This is a genomic window from Salipiger abyssi (genome assembly GCF_017311415.1).
In the GTDB taxonomy this organism is placed as follows: domain Bacteria; phylum Pseudomonadota; class Alphaproteobacteria; order Rhodobacterales; family Rhodobacteraceae; genus Salipiger; species Salipiger abyssi_A.
Map to the genome: position 1 here is coordinate 116643 of NZ_JAEKIS010000009.1, position 14248 is coordinate 130890.

The following is a 14248-nucleotide window of genomic DNA, read 5'->3' on the forward strand; positions in this document are numbered from 1 at the left end:
CCCAGATCACGATTCTGTCAACCTTGCACTGACGCCAATTCGCGACAAGCCGGGAATACCCGCGCCAAAACCCGGTCTTGACGCCCTCCGAAACTGCGCCTAGCCCGCTTTTTCATGACCGAATGGATCACCAGCGACGGCCTGACCGGCTATGAAGAGGCGGTCTCCTTCATGGAGGACCGCGCCGGCAAGATCGCGCGCGGCGAGGCCGAGGAGGCGATCTGGCTGCTCGAACACCCGCCGCTCTACACCGCCGGCACCTCGGCACGGCGTGAAGACCTGCGCGACCCGGGCCGCTTCCCGGTCTTTGAGAGCAAGCGCGGCGGGCAGTACACCTATCACGGGCCGGGCCAGCGCGTGGTCTATGTGATGCTCGACCTAAACAAGCGTGGGCGCGACATCCGCCGCTTTGTCCAGCAGCTCGAAGCCTGGGTCATCGCAGCGCTCGCCGAATTCAACGTCACCGGCCATATCCGCGAGGGCCGGGTCGGCGTCTGGGTCGAGCGGCCCGACCGGCCGCGCCTGCCCGACGGGCGCATGGCCGAGGACAAGATCGCCGCCATCGGCATCCGCTTGCGCAAATGGGTGAGCTTTCACGGCATCTCGATCAATGTGGAGCCGGATCTGGAGCATTTCTCCGGCATCGTGCCCTGCGGCATTTCCGATTACGGCGTGACCAGCCTGGTCGATCTCGGCCTGCCGGTGACGATGACAGATGTCGATGTGGCGCTAAAGCGCGGCTTTGCCGAGACCTTTGGCGACTGACCGGGGACGCGGCTATCGCAGCCGCTTTTCCATATAGACCCGGTGCAGCCCGTTCACCTCGGCGCGGTGTGTCTCCTCATAGCCGCGCCTGGCATAGATCGCGATATTCTCGACCATTGTCACATGGGTATAGAGGCAGATCCGGTCGTAGCCCCGGCGCAGCGCCTCTGACTCTGCGTGATCCATCAGCAGGCGGCCATAGCCCCTGCCCTGCGCCTCCCCCGCGACGGCCACATTGTCGAGCAGCAGGTGATCCGGCGCATCGATCAGCACGAGGAGGCCCGCGACCTGCCCCGCCGCGCACAGCACCAGCAGACGTCCGGCGGCGAGATGAGCGGCGTAATCGTCGCGCATCGGGCCGGGCAGCAGCCCCATGCGCGGCACGTAAGGACGATAGGCCGCGTCGACCAGCGCGCGGATCGCCTCCAGCTCCTCGGGCTCCGCCGGGGCGATGGTGACAGGTGTGTCCTGCATGGGGGCTCCCTGCAAAAAATCTGACCGGAGCGGCTGGATCTGGGGAGAAGGCCGCCCCGGTCAGGCTATCCCGCGTGCGGTGGGAACAAAACCGTCCGCGGGTGCAAACGCGGCCGCCTTGGGACGGGACGGCGCGTCTGTTCGATTGCTTTGCGGCCTCAGCGGGCGCCGAAGACATGCGCGAGGATCTGATCCCGGCGCAGCCCCATCTCTGCCAGTTCGCCATCGTCGAGCGCCCGCAGCGCCGCCACCCGGGCGGCAAGCCGGCGCTGGCGCTCGGCGAAGGGCGTGTCGAAGAGCCGGGCCAGCCGACGCGACAACGGCTCGGCGAGGCTGTGGTCGGTGAAATAGGTCATGGCGGTTTCCCCGGAGGCAGCGGTGATGAACAGAAGTTGTGATGGAGTGTGCCGGGTTCCGCCGCCGCGCGCAGGTCAGGAAAACCTGACGCAGGGGCAGGATCGGGGTGGGGAATACCCGACCCAGGCCCGGATATGACGCCGCAGCGCCGATGCAAGAAGGTGCGACAATAAAGTTTGATCCAGATCAAACGGCTATATGGACGCGCCAGTGGCGACCTTTTAAAAGGGAGACTGGAAAGAGGGGTGGTCTGCACATGTTTGCGGCCCCCGGGGACGCGATCAAGACGAGATCAACAGGAGGCAGACAATGGCAGACGCCGCCATTCACGGCCACGAACATGAGGACAACCGGGGGTTCTTTACCCGCTGGTTCATGTCCACGAATCACAAGGATATCGGGATTCTTTACCTGATTACCGCTGCGATCGTGGGCCTCATCTCGGTGTGCTTTACCGTTTACATGCGACTGGAGCTCATGGAGCCCGGCGTGCAGTACATGTGCATGGAAGGGGCGCGGCTGTTCCCCACCTCCACCGCGGAGTGCTCGCCCAACGGCCATCTCTGGAACGTGATGATCACCGGCCACGGCATCCTGATGATGTTCTTCGTGGTGATTCCCGCGCTGTTCGGCGGTTTCGGCAACTATTTCATGCCGTTGCAGATCGGCGCGCCGGACATGGCCTTCCCGCGGCTGAACAACCTCAGCTACTGGCTCTATGCCGCCGGCACCACGCTCGCGGTCTGCTCGGTCTTCGCTCCGGGCGGCAACGGCCAGCTCGGCTCGGGCATCGGCTGGGTGCTCTACCCGCCGCTCTCGACCAACGAGGCCGGCATGTCGACCGACCTGGCGATCTTTGCGGTGCACGTCTCGGGCGCCAGCTCGATCCTCGGCGCGATCAACATCATCACCACCTTCCTGAACATGCGTGCCCCCGGCATGACCCTGTTCAAGGTGCCGCTCTTCGCCTGGTCGGTCTTCGTCACCGCCTGGCTGATCCTGCTGTCGCTGCCGGTTCTGGCGGGCGCCATCACCATGCTGCTCACCGACCGTAACTTCGGCACGACCTTCTTCGATCCGGCCGGCGGCGGCGACCCGGTGCTCTACCAGCACATCCTGTGGTTCTTCGGCCACCCGGAAGTGTATATCGTGATCCTGCCGGGCTTCGGCATCGCCAGCCACGTCATCGCCACCTTCTCGCGCAAACCGGTCTTCGGCTACCTGCCGATGGTCTGGGCGATCATCGCCATCGGCGCGCTCGGCTTCGTGGTGTGGGCGCACCACATGTATACCGTGGGCATGTCGCTGACCCAGCAGAGTTACTTCATGCTGGCCACCATGGTGATCGCGGTGCCGACCGGGGTGAAGATCTTCTCCTGGATCGCGACGATGTGGGGCGGCTCGATCGAGTTCAAGACGCCGATGCTCTTCGCCATCGGCTTCCTGATCCTGTTCACCGTCGGCGGCGTGACCGGCATCGTGCTGAGCCAGGCCGGCGTGGACCGCGCCTATCACGACACCTATTACGTCGTGGCGCATTTCCACTACACCATGTCGATGGGCGCCGCCTTCACGATCTTTGCGGGCTGTTACTTCTACATGCCCAAGATGACCGGCAAGATGTATCCGGAACTGCTCGGCAAGCTGCATTTCTGGATGTTCTTCATCGGCGTGAACCTGACCTTCTTCCCGCAGCACTTCCTGGGCCGTCAGGGCATGCCGCGCCGCTATATCGACTATCCGGAGGCCTTCGCCACCTGGAACGCCGTGTCGAGCTGGGGTGCGCTGTTGTCCTTCTCCTCGTTCCTGCTGTTCTTCGGCATCGTGATCTACACGGTGCGCGCGGGCAAACCCGCCACCGAGAAGAACCCGTGGAACGAATACGCGGACACGCTGGAATGGACCCTGCCCTCGCCGCCGCCGGAGCACACGTTCGAACAGCTCCCGAAGCGCGAAGACTGGGACAAGCAGCACGCCCACTAAGCGCTGCCTGACAAACCACCAAAAAGGCCCCGGCTCCCCGCCGGGGCCTTTTTGCATGGGCAGAGCGGCCCGTCCGGCTTCGCCCGCCGGCATCGCATCCGCCCCGGGCTCTCCCTCTCCCTCTCCCTCTCCCTCTCCCTCTCCCTCTCCCTCTCCCTCTCCCTTCAGAAAGGGCGCGCAAGACCAGCGTCTTTCTCAACCCCGTCCCTTCATCTTTCTCCAAATACTCCCCGCAACGCCGGCCACAGGCGGGCCCATCCCCCTTGCGCGCCGTCGCAAAACAGGCTGCACTCATCCCATGACTCTGCCCGACCGTTTCGCCGTCCTCGCCGACATCCATGGCAATGCCGACGCCCTGCGTGCGGTGCTGCAAGACATCGACGCACAGGGGATCGATACAATTCTGAACCTTGGCGACATGTTCAGCGGACCGCTCGCGGCGGGCGAGACCTGGGCGCTCCTGCGCGACCGCGCCTTCCCGACCGTGCGGGGCAATCACGACCGCTATCTCATCGAGCAATCCCCTGCGGAGATGCAGCCCTCCGACCGCGCGGCCCATGACGATCTCCCGCCCGAGGCGCTCGACTGGCTGCGCAATCTGCCGGTGGGCCTGGAGCTGGACGAGGCCCTGCTCTGCCATGCCACGCCGGAGGACGATCAGACCTACTGGCTCGAAGACGTGAGCGCCGAGGGCCATGTCCACCCCGCGCCCCGCCCGAGCGTTGCGGAGAGGCTGGGCGCGGTCGCGCAGCCGCTCATCCTCTGCGCCCACACGCATCTGCCGCGCACAGTGCGGCTGGGGGATCAGCTCATCGTCAACCCGGGCAGCGTCGGCTGCCCAGGCTATACCGACACGCATCCGGTGCCCCATGTCGTGCAGACCGGCACGCCCGATGCCTGCTATGCCCTGCTCGCCCGCGCGGGCGCGCGCTGGCAGGTCACGCACCGGCATGTGCCTTATGACAGCACCCGCATGGCGGCGCTCGCCCGCGCCCGGGGGCGCGAAGATTGGGCAGAGGCGGTGGCGACGGGTTGGCTCACGCAATAAATGCAATCCTGCGGCATCTTTGCCTTAGACGCCGCCGGCACAGCTGATAAATTCGCGCCGTCATGCCGTATCGCTGGGAACAGAAAACCGCCGAACCGCAGGCGGCCGAGCTGCATCTCTGGCCGCACCAGTCGCTCTCGGCGCACGGGTTCTCGCTGTTCATCCTCAGCTTCTTCCTGCTGGCGCTGATCCCTTTCTTCGGACTCATCGGCACGGTGCTGCTCTGGGGGCTTCTGCCCTTCATGCTGGCGGCGGTGGCGGGGATCTGGTTCGCCATAATGCGCAACAGCCGCGACCGGCGCATCCTCGAAGTGCTGACGCTCAGCCCCGAGCGCACCTGCCTCATTCGTCACAACCCGCGCGGCCCCGCGCAGGACTGGGAGAGCAACACCTACTGGGTGCGCGTTGCGATGCACGAGCGCGGCGGGCCGGTGCCCTTCTATGTCACGCTCCAGGGGGGTGGACGGGAGGTTGAGATCGGCGCGTTTCTGAGCGAAGACGAGCGCAAGGCGCTTTTTGCCGAGCTGAGCGACAGGGTGCGGATCCTCACCCGCCCCTGACGCCACCCCTGAAGGATGATGCGATGGCGCAGGCCCAAGCGACGCCGAAACTCAAACGCGCCGCGCTGCTGGCAGCGGCAGCGCTCAGCCCAGGGCTCGCCCGGGCGTTCTCGCCCGCTCCCTCGGAGACGGCGGCACTGGATCTGCGCGCGGCGCTGCGCGGGCGGGCGCAACCGCGGGCGGAACAGGTGATCTTCCTCGTGCCGCTGGTCGGCCCGCATCACGTGAGCGACTGGCAGGCGGTGACGGCGCGGCTGGCGCAGACCGTCGAAAGCTTCCGCCGGCAGGAGGGCGCCTGGCAGGCGGTGATCTGCTGTCAGGAACGCCCGCCCCTGCCCGACGACCCACGGCTGCACTGGCTGCCCTTCAACGACCCGACCCCTGGCAACGACAAGTGGCGCAAGCTGGCGGCGCTCTGCGATCATCTCGCCACGATGCAGACCGGCCCGGCGTATGTCATGAGCTTCGACGCCGACGACCTGCTGCGCGAAGGCCGCGTGGGCGAGATGCTGGAGCGGCAGGCGCGGGGCTATCTGGCCGAGACCGGCTATGTCATGGATCATGGCACCCGCGACGTGGCGCTGGCCGGGCCGCGCAGCCCCCGGCATCCGCTGCGCAAACCCTTATGGAAGCTCTGCGGCTCCTGCGCGGCGCTGCTGCACGACCCGGCCCTGCCGCAAAGCGCCGCCTTCCTGCGCGCCATGACGGCGCATGAGCACCGCATGTTCCCCTATCTCGCCCGACTCGCGGGCAGGCGGCTTGCCGCGCTGCGCCACCCTTCGGTGCTCTACGTGCTCAATCACGGCGAAAATTTCGGCGCGCGGCGCGGGCGCGTGGGCTTCAAGAGCCGCTTCGTGCGGCGCTACCCGGTCGATCCTCTGGACTGGGCGCAAGCGGCCGGAGAATTCCCCGCCCCCTGAACCGCGCCACAAATCTCTTCGAAGAGATTTGCAAGATCCTTCGAAGGATCTTGCCGCCGCTCAGCCGCCGGCCGCCAGCCGGTCCTTGACCATGGGTCCGACCGAGCCGAAATCCATGCGGCCCTGATAGCGCGTCTTCAGCACCCCCATCACCCGCCCCATATCGCGGATCGAGCTTGCACCCACCTCCGCCACGGCGGTGTCGAGCGCGGCCGAAATCTCTTTCTCGCTCAGCGGCTTGGGTAGAAACTCCTCGATCACCTCGACCTCGGCCAGCTCGCGCTCCGCCAGGTCCAGCCGGCCACCCTCTTCATAGGTCCGCGCGCTCTCGCGGCGCTGCTTGACCATCTTGCCGAGGATCGCCAGCAGCTCGCTCTCGGCGACCCCGTCGCTGCCGTCGGCCCGTGCCGCGATGTCGCGGTCCTTGAAGGCGGCATTGATCAGCCGCAGTGTCGACAGACGGTCCGCCGCCTTGTCCTTCATCGCCTGCTTGGTCGCAGCCGAGATGCGTTCACGCAATTCCATTGAAACGGTATCCCCAAAGCCATTCCGAGCGTCCAAACTACCGAAAGCCCCGCGGCGGCGCAACTCTGCTTCCCGCCACGTTATCCCATTGATTTTCATGTACTTTACATTTTTCACGGAGTCTTGACCCCGCCCCGTGCAGGTTTTACCTATGGCGCAATTTGCCGTCCGCCCGCTGCCATCAGGAGTCGCCCCATGCCCCAGAACCCCAAGCCCACCGCCTGCCTCGCCCTCGCCGACGGCACGCTGTTCTATGGCCAGGGCTTCGGCGCCACCGGCCAGACCGAGGCGGAGCTTTGCTTCAACACCGCGATGTCGGGCTATCAGGAGATCATGACCGACCCCTCCTATGCGGGCCAGATCGTGACCTTCACCTTCCCGCATATCGGCAATGTCGGCGTGAACCCGGAGGATGACGAGACCGCCGATCCGGTCGCCGCCGGCATGGTGGTGAAATGGATGCCAACGGCGGCGTCGAACTGGCGCGCGGTGCAGGAGCTCTCGGACTGGCTGGCGCCGCGCGGACGCATCGCCATCGGCGGCATCGATACGCGGCGGCTGACCCGAGCGATCCGCCAGTCGGGCGCGCCGCATGTGGCGCTGGCGCACGATCCCGACGGCAATTTCGATGTCGAGAAGCTGGTCGCGGCCGCCCGCGCCTTCCCCGGTCTCACCGGGCTCGACCTCGCCAAGGACGTGACCTGCGCGCAGAGCTACCGCTGGGACGAAATGCGCTGGGCCTGGCCCGAGGGCTATGCCCCCCAGACCGCCCCCAAGAAAAAGGTGGTTGCCGTGGATTACGGCGCCAAGCGCAATATCCTGCGTTGCCTCGCCTCGGCGGGCTGCGACGTGACCGTACTGCCGGCCTCCGCGACCAAGGAGGAGGTGCTGGCGCACAACCCCGACGGCGTGTTCCTGTCGAACGGCCCGGGCGATCCGGCAGCGACCGGCAAATATGCCGTGCCGATGATCAAGGGCCTGCTCGACGACACCGATTTTCCGATCTTCGGCATCTGTCTCGGCCACCAGATGCTGGCGCTGGCGCTTGGCGGCAAAACCGTCAAGATGAACCACGGCCATCACGGCGCGAACCACCCGGTCAAGGAGATCGAGACCGGCAAGGTCGAGATCACCTCGATGAACCACGGCTTTGCCGTCGATGGCCAGTCGCTGCCCGCGGGCGTGGTCGAGACGCATGTCTCGCTCTTCGACGGCTCCAACTGCGGGATCCGCATGGCCGACCGTCCGGTGTTTTCGGTCCAGCACCACCCCGAGGCGAGCCCGGGTCCGCAAGACAGCTTCTATCTCTTCGAACGCTTCGTGCAATCGATGTGACGCCAGTAGAATTCTCTGCAAGCCTCTGATTATTAACCCTCTGTTTACCGTCTTCTGCTGATCTGCTCCCATTGCGGGGACAGGAGACGGAGATGAACAGGCAAAGCGCGGTCTTTGAGACGTCTCGTCGCGCTCAATCGGCGTCGCCGCGCGGGCGACCGCTCGGCGCGATCCTGATGCAGAACGGGCATCTGCGCCCGGCCGACGCGGCACTGGCGCTGGCGGAGTGCCACCGCAGCGGTGCAGCGCTGCCGCGGGTGCTGATCGCAGAGGCTCTGGCCAGCCCCGAAGAGGTTCTTGAGGCGCAGGCGCTGCAATACGGCGCCATGCGTCTGGACCGGCTCAGCCATCCACCAGATCCCGAGCTCTCCGGGCTGCTGCCACCGGAAACCTGCCTGCGCCATTCGGTCTTGCCCTGGATGCGGCTCGGCGACACGCTGATCCTGGCGACCGCACGGCCGGAACGGGCCGGTGCGGCGATGGCGGCGCTGTCCAGCGGCGGAACAAAGGTCGCGATGGCCCTGGCGCTGGAAACCGACATCCATACCGAGATCGCCCAGCGCCATGGCGACGCCATGGCGCGACGGGCGGAAACCCAGGTACCCGCGCCAGACAGCTGCCGCGACCTGAATCAGGTGACGCCGGTGCGCGCGCTTCTCGCCGCCGGGTTTGCGCTGTCCTGCCTGTTGCTGCTCGCCACGCAACCGGGGCTGCTGTTTTCGCTGGCGATCGCCGCCGCGGTGACGACGCTCTGTCTCGCGCAGATCCTGAAGCTGGCCGCCCTGTTCGCCAGCCGGCGCCAGACCGACCGCGACGGAGCCGCACTCGAAACTCTGCCCGTGGTCTCGCTTCTCGTGCCGCTCTTTCGCGAAGAAAATATCGCGCGGGATCTGCTTCAGCGCCTGTCGCGCCTCGACTATCCGCGCGCGCGGCTCGATGTGCTGCTGATCCTCGAAGCGCGCGACGACACCACCCGCGCCGCGCTCGCGGCCTTGCAGCTGCCGCCCTGGATGCGGGTGATCGAGGTGCCGGACGGCCCGGTCACCACGAAACCCCGTGCCCTGAACTATGCGCTGCGCTTCAGCCGGGGCGAGATCGTGGGCATCTACGATGCCGAGGACGCGCCCGCCTCCGACCAGTTGCGCCGGGTCGCGGGGCATTTCGGGCGCGCCCCGCCGGCCGTCGCCTGCCTTCAGGGCATTCTCGATTTCTACAACCCCAAGGCCAACTGGCTGTCGCGCTGCTTTACCATCGAATACGCCACCTGGTTCCGGATCATGCTGCCCGGGCTCGCACGGTTGGGCTTTGCCGTGCCGCTGGGCGGCACCACGGTGTTCTTCCGCCGCGCCGCTCTGGAACAGGTCGGCGGCTGGGATGCGCACAATGTCACCGAAGACGCGGATCTCGGCATCCGCCTCGCTCGCCATGGCTATGTGACAGAGCTTCTGCCCATCGTCACCCGCGAAGAAGCCAACAACCGCCTCTGGCCCTGGGTCCGGCAGCGCTCGCGCTGGCTCAAGGGGTACATGATCACCTGGCTGGTGCATATGCGCGCGCCGTCGCGGCTGCTGCGCGATCTCGGCCCCTGGAAAATGCTCGGCTTCCAGCTCATCTTTCTCACCGCGATCCTGCAATTTCTCCTCGCCCCGGCGCTCTGGTCATTCTGGCTGGTGCTGGCGGGCTGGCAACCGCCGATTGCCGCATGGCTGCCGCCGCAGGGGCTGCAAGCGCTGCTCTGGGGCTTTCTCGGCGCCGAAGCGATCTCGCTGCTGGTCGGGATCGCCGCCGTCTCGCGCAGCCCGCATGCCGGGCTGCTGCCCTGGGTGCCGACGCTGTTCCTGTATTTTCCACTCGGCGCCATCGCCGCCTACAAAGCCGCGTGGGAACTGCTCACCCGTCCCTTCTTCTGGGACAAGACCATGCATGGCAAATCCGCCCCGGACCACGCGGGCGCCGACATTCCCGAAGAGAAAACGCCCTGAGCCTCAGTCCACCTTCTGGCTGTCGAGCTTCAGCCGCGTCACGAAGGCCACCGAGATATGATCGCGCAGCGCCTTGTAGGCGGCATCCTCGTCGCGCCGGGCAATGGCATCGACAATCGCCTTGTGCTCGGCCAGCGCGATTTCGCCCCGCCCCTGAGCGGCGAGCGAGGTCGTGGCCATCAGCGCCATGGAGCGGTGCACCAGATCGAGCTGCTGCACAAGAAACCGGTTGTGCGAGGCGAGATGGATCATCTTGTGAAACCGCCGGTTGGCCCGGGCCAACGCGGTGGGATCGTTCAGCAGCGCCCGATCCTCGCTCACCATGTCGCGCAGAACCTGGATCTCTTCCTCGCTGGCGTGGCGTGCCGCCAGCCGCGCCGCCAGCCCCTCCAGCTCGGTGCGCACAACATAGAGCTCGGCCATCTGGTTGTGATCCAGCGAGGCCACGATCAGCGAGCGCCCATCACGGGCAAGCAGCGATTGCGTTTCGAGCCGCTGCAACGCCTCGCGGATCGGCGTGCGCGATACGCCGAAGCGCTCCGCCAGCTCGCTTTCCACCAGCCGGTCGCCGGGGCGGTACACCCCGGAATCGATCGCCTCCAGGATCAGCGTATAAGCGTCCTTGTTGGGCGTCCGGATCTGGTTCATCTATCTCTCCTCGCTCAATCCGGCACACGATAGCGCCAGCAGGGCCGCGGGATCAATGCACCCATTGCCGCAAGTGCCGCACAGGATTAGGGTTATACCATGGTGAAACGGCATTTCTCCCATGTGCGGCACTGGGTGTTCGACCTCGACAACACCCTCTATCCGCCCGCTGCCCGGCTCTTCGACCAGATCGAGCGCCGGATGAACGATTTCGTCATGCGCAGCCTCGGCATCGCGCGGGACGAGGCGGACCGGCTGCGCAAGAGCTACTGGCACCTGCACGGCACGACGCTCGCCGGGCTCATGGCCGAACACAAGATCGACCCCGACGCCTATCTCGAAGAGGTGCATGACATCTCCTTCGACGTGCTCGACCCCGATCCGCATCTGGCCGAGCTCATCGGGCAACTGCCGGGGCGCAAGATCGTCTACACCAATGGCAGCGCGCCTTACGCGGCGCAGGTGCTCAAGGCGCGCGGGCTCGATGCGGCCTTCGACGCGATCTATGGCGTGGAGCATGCCGGCTACCGCCCGAAACCCGAGGCGGAGGCGTTTCGCGCGGTCTTTGCCCGCGACGGCACCGATCCGCAAACGGCAGCGATGTTCGAGGACGATCCGCGCAACCTCGCCGCGCCGCATGCGATGGGGATGCGCACCGTGCATGTGGCCCCCGAACGCGCCGAGGGCGGGCATATCCAGCATCACACCGACGATCTGTCGCGCTTTCTCGGCGAGCTGCGCTGAGCCCTGCGCGATTTCGCACATGCGGCAATCTGCCTGAATGATACAGGCGGAATGCGACATTATTTCCCTGTGAATGATCCGGGACAGCCCCTATCCCGGCGGCATCGCACAAGGAGATCCGAATATGAGCATGAACGAAGCGACCGCGACCGACCTCCCCGCCGAGCGCAGCAAGGGCGTGAGCGTCGAGGCAAAGATCTTTGCCGGTCTGGCCGTCTTCCTCGCCGTGGTGATCGCGGCCACCGTGACCTGGGGCGCGGTCGGCCTGGCGATGAGCGCGCTGGCCTGCGTGCCGGTCTGCTACGCGGCGATCCTGCTGATCACCATCGGCAAGTAAGCCGCATGGAAATCTCCCCGCGCCTGCCCTAGAACCAAGGGCAAAGGAGAGCGGTCATGGATTACGACATTCTCATCTCGGGCGGCGGCATCGCGGGTCTGACCGCGGCCGCCGCCTTTGGCGCCTCGGGGTTCTCGGTGCTCTGCGTCGACCCCGCCCCGCCGGTGACCGAGCGCGACGCGCAAGGCGCCGATCTGCGCAGCACCGCCTTCCTGCAACCGGCGCAGGCCTTTCTGAGCGAGGCCGGGCTCTGGGACAGGCTTTCCGAACACGCCATGCCGCTTCAGGTGATGCGCATCGTCGATGCCGGCGGTGAACGGCCCGAGCCGCGCGTGACCCGCGATTTCGATGCCGGGGACATCTCGGAAAAGCCCTTTGGCTGGAACCTGCCCAACTGGCTGCTGCGCCGCGAGCTGGCGGCGCATCTGCACGACATGCCCAATGTCGATTTCCGCCCCGGCACCGCCACCACCACGCTCTTCACCCGAGAAGCCTATGCCAGGGTCGGGCTCACCGAGGGCGGCCCGGTTCAGGTGCGGCTGGTGATCGCGGCGGACGGGCGCAATTCGCCGATGCGGCAGGCGGCGGGGATCGAGGTCAAAACCACCCGCTTCGGCCAGAAGGCGCTGGCGTTTGCCGTCACCCACCCGATCCCGCATGGCAATGTCTCGACCGAGATCCACCGCACCGGCGGCCCTTTCACCCTGGTGCCGCTGCCGGACTATCAGGGCAAGCCCTCCTCGGCGATTGTCTGGATGGAGGAAGGCCCCAAGGCGCAGGAGCTGCTGGCGCTGGACGTGCCGGAATTCGAGGCGGCGATGTCCGAGCGCTCCTGCCATCTCTTCGGGCCGCTGACGCTGGCCTCGCGGCGCACGATCTGGCCGATCATCGCCCAGCATGCGGAAACGCTCTATGGCGAGCGGCTGGCGCTGGTGGCCGAGGCCGCGCATGTGGTGCCGCCCATCGGCGCGCAGGGGCTGAACATGTCGCTCAACGACATGCGGGCATTGCACGAGCTGGCGTTGGCAGCGCCGGAGCGGCTCGGCGAGCGCGCGATGCTGGAGGCCTATCACCGCAAGCGCATTGTCGATATCCGCGCCCGGGTGGCGGGGATCACCCTGCTCAACAAGACCTCGATGCTCTCCGCCCCGCCGCTGCGCGACGCCCGCGCCAAGGCGCTGGACGCGCTCTACGGCATCACGCCGGTGCGCAAGACGCTGATGCAGCTGGGTCTCGGCGCGCGCGGGTAAGATGCACCCCCGCGCCCGGACCCGATCCGGGGCCTCAGCGGTCGCATTCCTATCACGCACGACGGAACGGTGGGCAGATTGCCCACCCTACATGTACCCCAAACGTAGGGTGGGCAATCTGCCCACCGCCCAAACGTCCCTCACATCACCTGATCGAGCACCGCCTCAAGCCGCGCCACGCTGCCATCGACATCCTTGAGCTTGTCGAGCCCGAAGAGCCCCAGCCGGAAGGTCGAGAACCCCGCCGGCTCGTCGCATTGCAGAGGCACCCCGGCGGCGATCTGTGTGCCCTTCGCGGCAAAGGCGCGACCCGATTGCAGCTCCGGATCGGCGGTATAGCTCACCACCACCCCCGGCGCGGCAAAGCCCTCGGCGGCGACGGAGACCACCCCGCGCGACGCCAGCAGCGCCCGCACCTTGTCGCCCAGCTCCCACTGCGCCGATTTGGCCACGTCAAAGCCCATCTCGCGGGTCTCGACCATGGCATCGCGGAACATGCGCAACCCGTCGGTCGGCATGGTGGCGTGATAGGCATGCCCGCCCGCCTCATAGGCCGCCATGATCTGCTGCCATTTCTTCAGATCCATCGCGAAGGAGTTCGACACCGTCTCCTCCATCCGCGCCATCGCCCGCTCCGACAGCATCACCAGCCCGGCACAAGGGGTCGCCGACCAGCCCTTCTGCGGCGCCGAGATCAGCACATCGACACCGGTCTCTTTCATGTCCACCCAGACGCAACCGCTGGCGATGCAGTCGAGCACCATCAGCGCGCCCACCTCATGCGCCGCCGCCGCCATCGCGGCGATATAATCGTCGGGCAGGATCACCCCGGCGCTGGTCTCCACATGCGGGGCAAAGACGATCTGCGGCGCCTCGCGGCGGATCGCCTCTGTCACCACCTCGATGGGCGCGGGCGCAAAGGGTGCGGTGGGCTCGTTGCCGGTCTGGCGCGCCTTCATCACCGTGACCTCGCCGCCGAACCCACCGGCGTCGAAGATCTGCGACCAGCGGAAGGAGAACCAGCCGTTGCGCACCACCAGCGCTTTCGCGCCCTGGCCGAACTGCCGCGCCACCGACTCCATGCCGAAGGTGCCGCCACCGGGCACCAGCGCCACCGCATCGGCAGCGTATACCTCGCGCAGCATGGCGGAAATATCGCGCATCACCTCCTGAAAGGCGGCGGACATGTGGTTCAGCGAGCGGTCGGTGAAAACGACCGAGAATTCGTCGAGCCCGTTCGGATCGATATCGTCGCGCAGCGGCATGGCAGACTCCTTGTGCTTTTGCGCTATCGCTACCCTCTCGCGCAGCAAAGCGCAA

General features: G+C 66.5%; 15 protein-coding genes. 10 read left to right on the top strand and 5 right to left on the bottom strand.

What is annotated here, in order from left to right; genetic code table 11:
• Positions 1-114: 114 nt before the first annotated feature.
• Entirely contained in the window at positions 115-765 is a 651-nt protein-coding gene (gene lipB, locus I6N89_RS14095; RefSeq protein WP_207019075.1) for a lipoyl(octanoyl) transferase LipB, read from the top strand.
• Between the two features lie 12 nt (positions 766-777).
• Here lipB and I6N89_RS14100 read toward each other — a convergent pair whose 3' ends face one another.
• Positions 778-1239, bottom strand: a complete 462-nt coding sequence (locus tag I6N89_RS14100) for a GNAT family N-acetyltransferase (RefSeq protein ID WP_207019076.1) — start codon at positions 1237-1239, stop codon at positions 778-780.
• A gap of 158 nt (positions 1240-1397) precedes the next feature.
• Positions 1398-1595, bottom strand: a complete 198-nt coding sequence (locus I6N89_RS14105; protein ID WP_207019077.1) for a hypothetical protein — start codon at positions 1593-1595, stop codon at positions 1398-1400.
• 310 nt (positions 1596-1905) lie between these two features.
• On the opposite strand from I6N89_RS14105, the gene ctaD reads away from it, so the two are divergent.
• The 4 genes from ctaD (at position 1906) to I6N89_RS14125 (ending at position 6107) form a co-directional block, all read left to right on the top strand.
• Positions 1906-3579, top strand: coding sequence for a cytochrome c oxidase subunit I (gene ctaD / locus I6N89_RS14110; protein ID WP_207019078.1), 1674 nt, complete (start codon positions 1906-1908; stop codon positions 3577-3579).
• 298 nt (positions 3580-3877) lie between these two features.
• The gene (locus tag I6N89_RS14115) at positions 3878-4627 is read left to right on the top strand and encodes a metallophosphoesterase family protein (protein WP_207019079.1); all 750 of its coding nucleotides are present in this window, start codon (positions 3878-3880) and stop codon (positions 4625-4627) included.
• Between the two features lie 62 nt (positions 4628-4689).
• Complete coding sequence (locus tag I6N89_RS14120) at positions 4690-5187, top strand: DUF2244 domain-containing protein (RefSeq protein ID WP_207019080.1); 498 nt, start codon at positions 4690-4692, stop codon at positions 5185-5187.
• A gap of 23 nt (positions 5188-5210) precedes the next feature.
• Positions 5211-6107 (top strand): hypothetical protein, encoded by an 897-nt coding sequence (locus I6N89_RS14125; protein ID WP_207019081.1) that lies wholly within the window; start codon positions 5211-5213, stop codon positions 6105-6107.
• A 60-nt stretch (positions 6108-6167) separates the two neighbouring features.
• Here the strand turns inward: I6N89_RS14125 and I6N89_RS14130 are convergent, their stop codons facing one another.
• Positions 6168-6632 (bottom strand): GatB/YqeY domain-containing protein, encoded by a 465-nt coding sequence (locus I6N89_RS14130; RefSeq protein ID WP_207019082.1) that lies wholly within the window; start codon positions 6630-6632, stop codon positions 6168-6170.
• A gap of 195 nt (positions 6633-6827) precedes the next feature.
• Between I6N89_RS14130 and carA the strand changes: the two genes are divergently transcribed.
• Both carA and I6N89_RS14140 read left to right on the top strand, forming a co-directional pair.
• Complete coding sequence (gene carA / locus I6N89_RS14135; protein WP_207019083.1) at positions 6828-7967, top strand: glutamine-hydrolyzing carbamoyl-phosphate synthase small subunit; 1140 nt, start codon at positions 6828-6830, stop codon at positions 7965-7967.
• Between the two features lie 92 nt (positions 7968-8059).
• The gene (locus I6N89_RS14140; RefSeq protein WP_236016635.1) at positions 8060-9949 is read left to right on the top strand and encodes a glycosyltransferase family 2 protein; all 1890 of its coding nucleotides are present in this window, start codon (positions 8060-8062) and stop codon (positions 9947-9949) included.
• Between the two features lie 3 nt (positions 9950-9952).
• Here the strand turns inward: I6N89_RS14140 and I6N89_RS14145 are convergent, their stop codons facing one another.
• Entirely contained in the window at positions 9953-10597 is a 645-nt protein-coding gene (locus I6N89_RS14145; protein WP_076696264.1) for a GntR family transcriptional regulator, read from the bottom strand.
• Positions 10598-10696: 99 nt separating this feature from the next.
• Between I6N89_RS14145 and I6N89_RS14150 the strand changes: the two genes are divergently transcribed.
• The 3 genes from I6N89_RS14150 (at position 10697) to I6N89_RS14160 (ending at position 12928) form a co-directional block, all read left to right on the top strand.
• Complete coding sequence (locus I6N89_RS14150) at positions 10697-11341, top strand: pyrimidine 5'-nucleotidase (RefSeq protein ID WP_207019084.1); 645 nt, start codon at positions 10697-10699, stop codon at positions 11339-11341.
• A gap of 124 nt (positions 11342-11465) precedes the next feature.
• On the top strand, positions 11466-11678 hold the full coding sequence (locus I6N89_RS14155; protein WP_207019085.1) for a hypothetical protein: 213 nt from the start codon (positions 11466-11468) through the stop codon (positions 11676-11678).
• A gap of 56 nt (positions 11679-11734) precedes the next feature.
• On the top strand, positions 11735-12928 hold the full coding sequence (locus I6N89_RS14160; protein ID WP_207019086.1) for a UbiH/UbiF family hydroxylase: 1194 nt from the start codon (positions 11735-11737) through the stop codon (positions 12926-12928).
• Between the two features lie 140 nt (positions 12929-13068).
• Here I6N89_RS14160 and I6N89_RS14165 read toward each other — a convergent pair whose 3' ends face one another.
• Positions 13069-14193 (bottom strand): aminotransferase class V-fold PLP-dependent enzyme, encoded by a 1125-nt coding sequence (locus I6N89_RS14165; RefSeq protein WP_207019087.1) that lies wholly within the window; start codon positions 14191-14193, stop codon positions 13069-13071.
• Positions 14194-14248 lie beyond the last annotated feature (55 nt).

Coding starts and splice junctions, on each gene's coding strand:
- I6N89_RS14125 (WP_207019081.1), top strand. CDS start 5,211: ATGGCGCAGGCCCAAGCGACGCCGAAACTCAAACGCGCCGCGCTGCTG.
- I6N89_RS14165 (WP_207019087.1), bottom strand. CDS start 14,193: ATGCCGCTGCGCGACGATATCGATCCGAACGGGCTCGACGAATTCTCG.
- I6N89_RS14155 (WP_207019085.1), top strand. CDS start 11,466: ATGAGCATGAACGAAGCGACCGCGACCGACCTCCCCGCCGAGCGCAGC.
- I6N89_RS14120 (WP_207019080.1), top strand. CDS start 4,690: ATGCCGTATCGCTGGGAACAGAAAACCGCCGAACCGCAGGCGGCCGAG.
- I6N89_RS14130 (WP_207019082.1), bottom strand. CDS start 6,632: ATGGAATTGCGTGAACGCATCTCGGCTGCGACCAAGCAGGCGATGAAG.
- I6N89_RS14115 (WP_207019079.1), top strand. CDS start 3,878: ATGACTCTGCCCGACCGTTTCGCCGTCCTCGCCGACATCCATGGCAAT.
- carA (WP_207019083.1), top strand. CDS start 6,828: ATGCCCCAGAACCCCAAGCCCACCGCCTGCCTCGCCCTCGCCGACGGC.
- I6N89_RS14105 (WP_207019077.1), bottom strand. CDS start 1,595: ATGACCTATTTCACCGACCACAGCCTCGCCGAGCCGTTGTCGCGTCGG.
- I6N89_RS14145 (WP_076696264.1), bottom strand. CDS start 10,597: ATGAACCAGATCCGGACGCCCAACAAGGACGCTTATACGCTGATCCTG.
- I6N89_RS14140 (WP_236016635.1), top strand. CDS start 8,060: ATGAACAGGCAAAGCGCGGTCTTTGAGACGTCTCGTCGCGCTCAATCG.
- I6N89_RS14160 (WP_207019086.1), top strand. CDS start 11,735: ATGGATTACGACATTCTCATCTCGGGCGGCGGCATCGCGGGTCTGACC.
- ctaD (WP_207019078.1), top strand. CDS start 1,906: ATGGCAGACGCCGCCATTCACGGCCACGAACATGAGGACAACCGGGGG.
- I6N89_RS14150 (WP_207019084.1), top strand. CDS start 10,697: ATGGTGAAACGGCATTTCTCCCATGTGCGGCACTGGGTGTTCGACCTC.
- I6N89_RS14100 (WP_207019076.1), bottom strand. CDS start 1,239: ATGCAGGACACACCTGTCACCATCGCCCCGGCGGAGCCCGAGGAGCTG.
- lipB (WP_207019075.1), top strand. CDS start 115: ATGACCGAATGGATCACCAGCGACGGCCTGACCGGCTATGAAGAGGCG.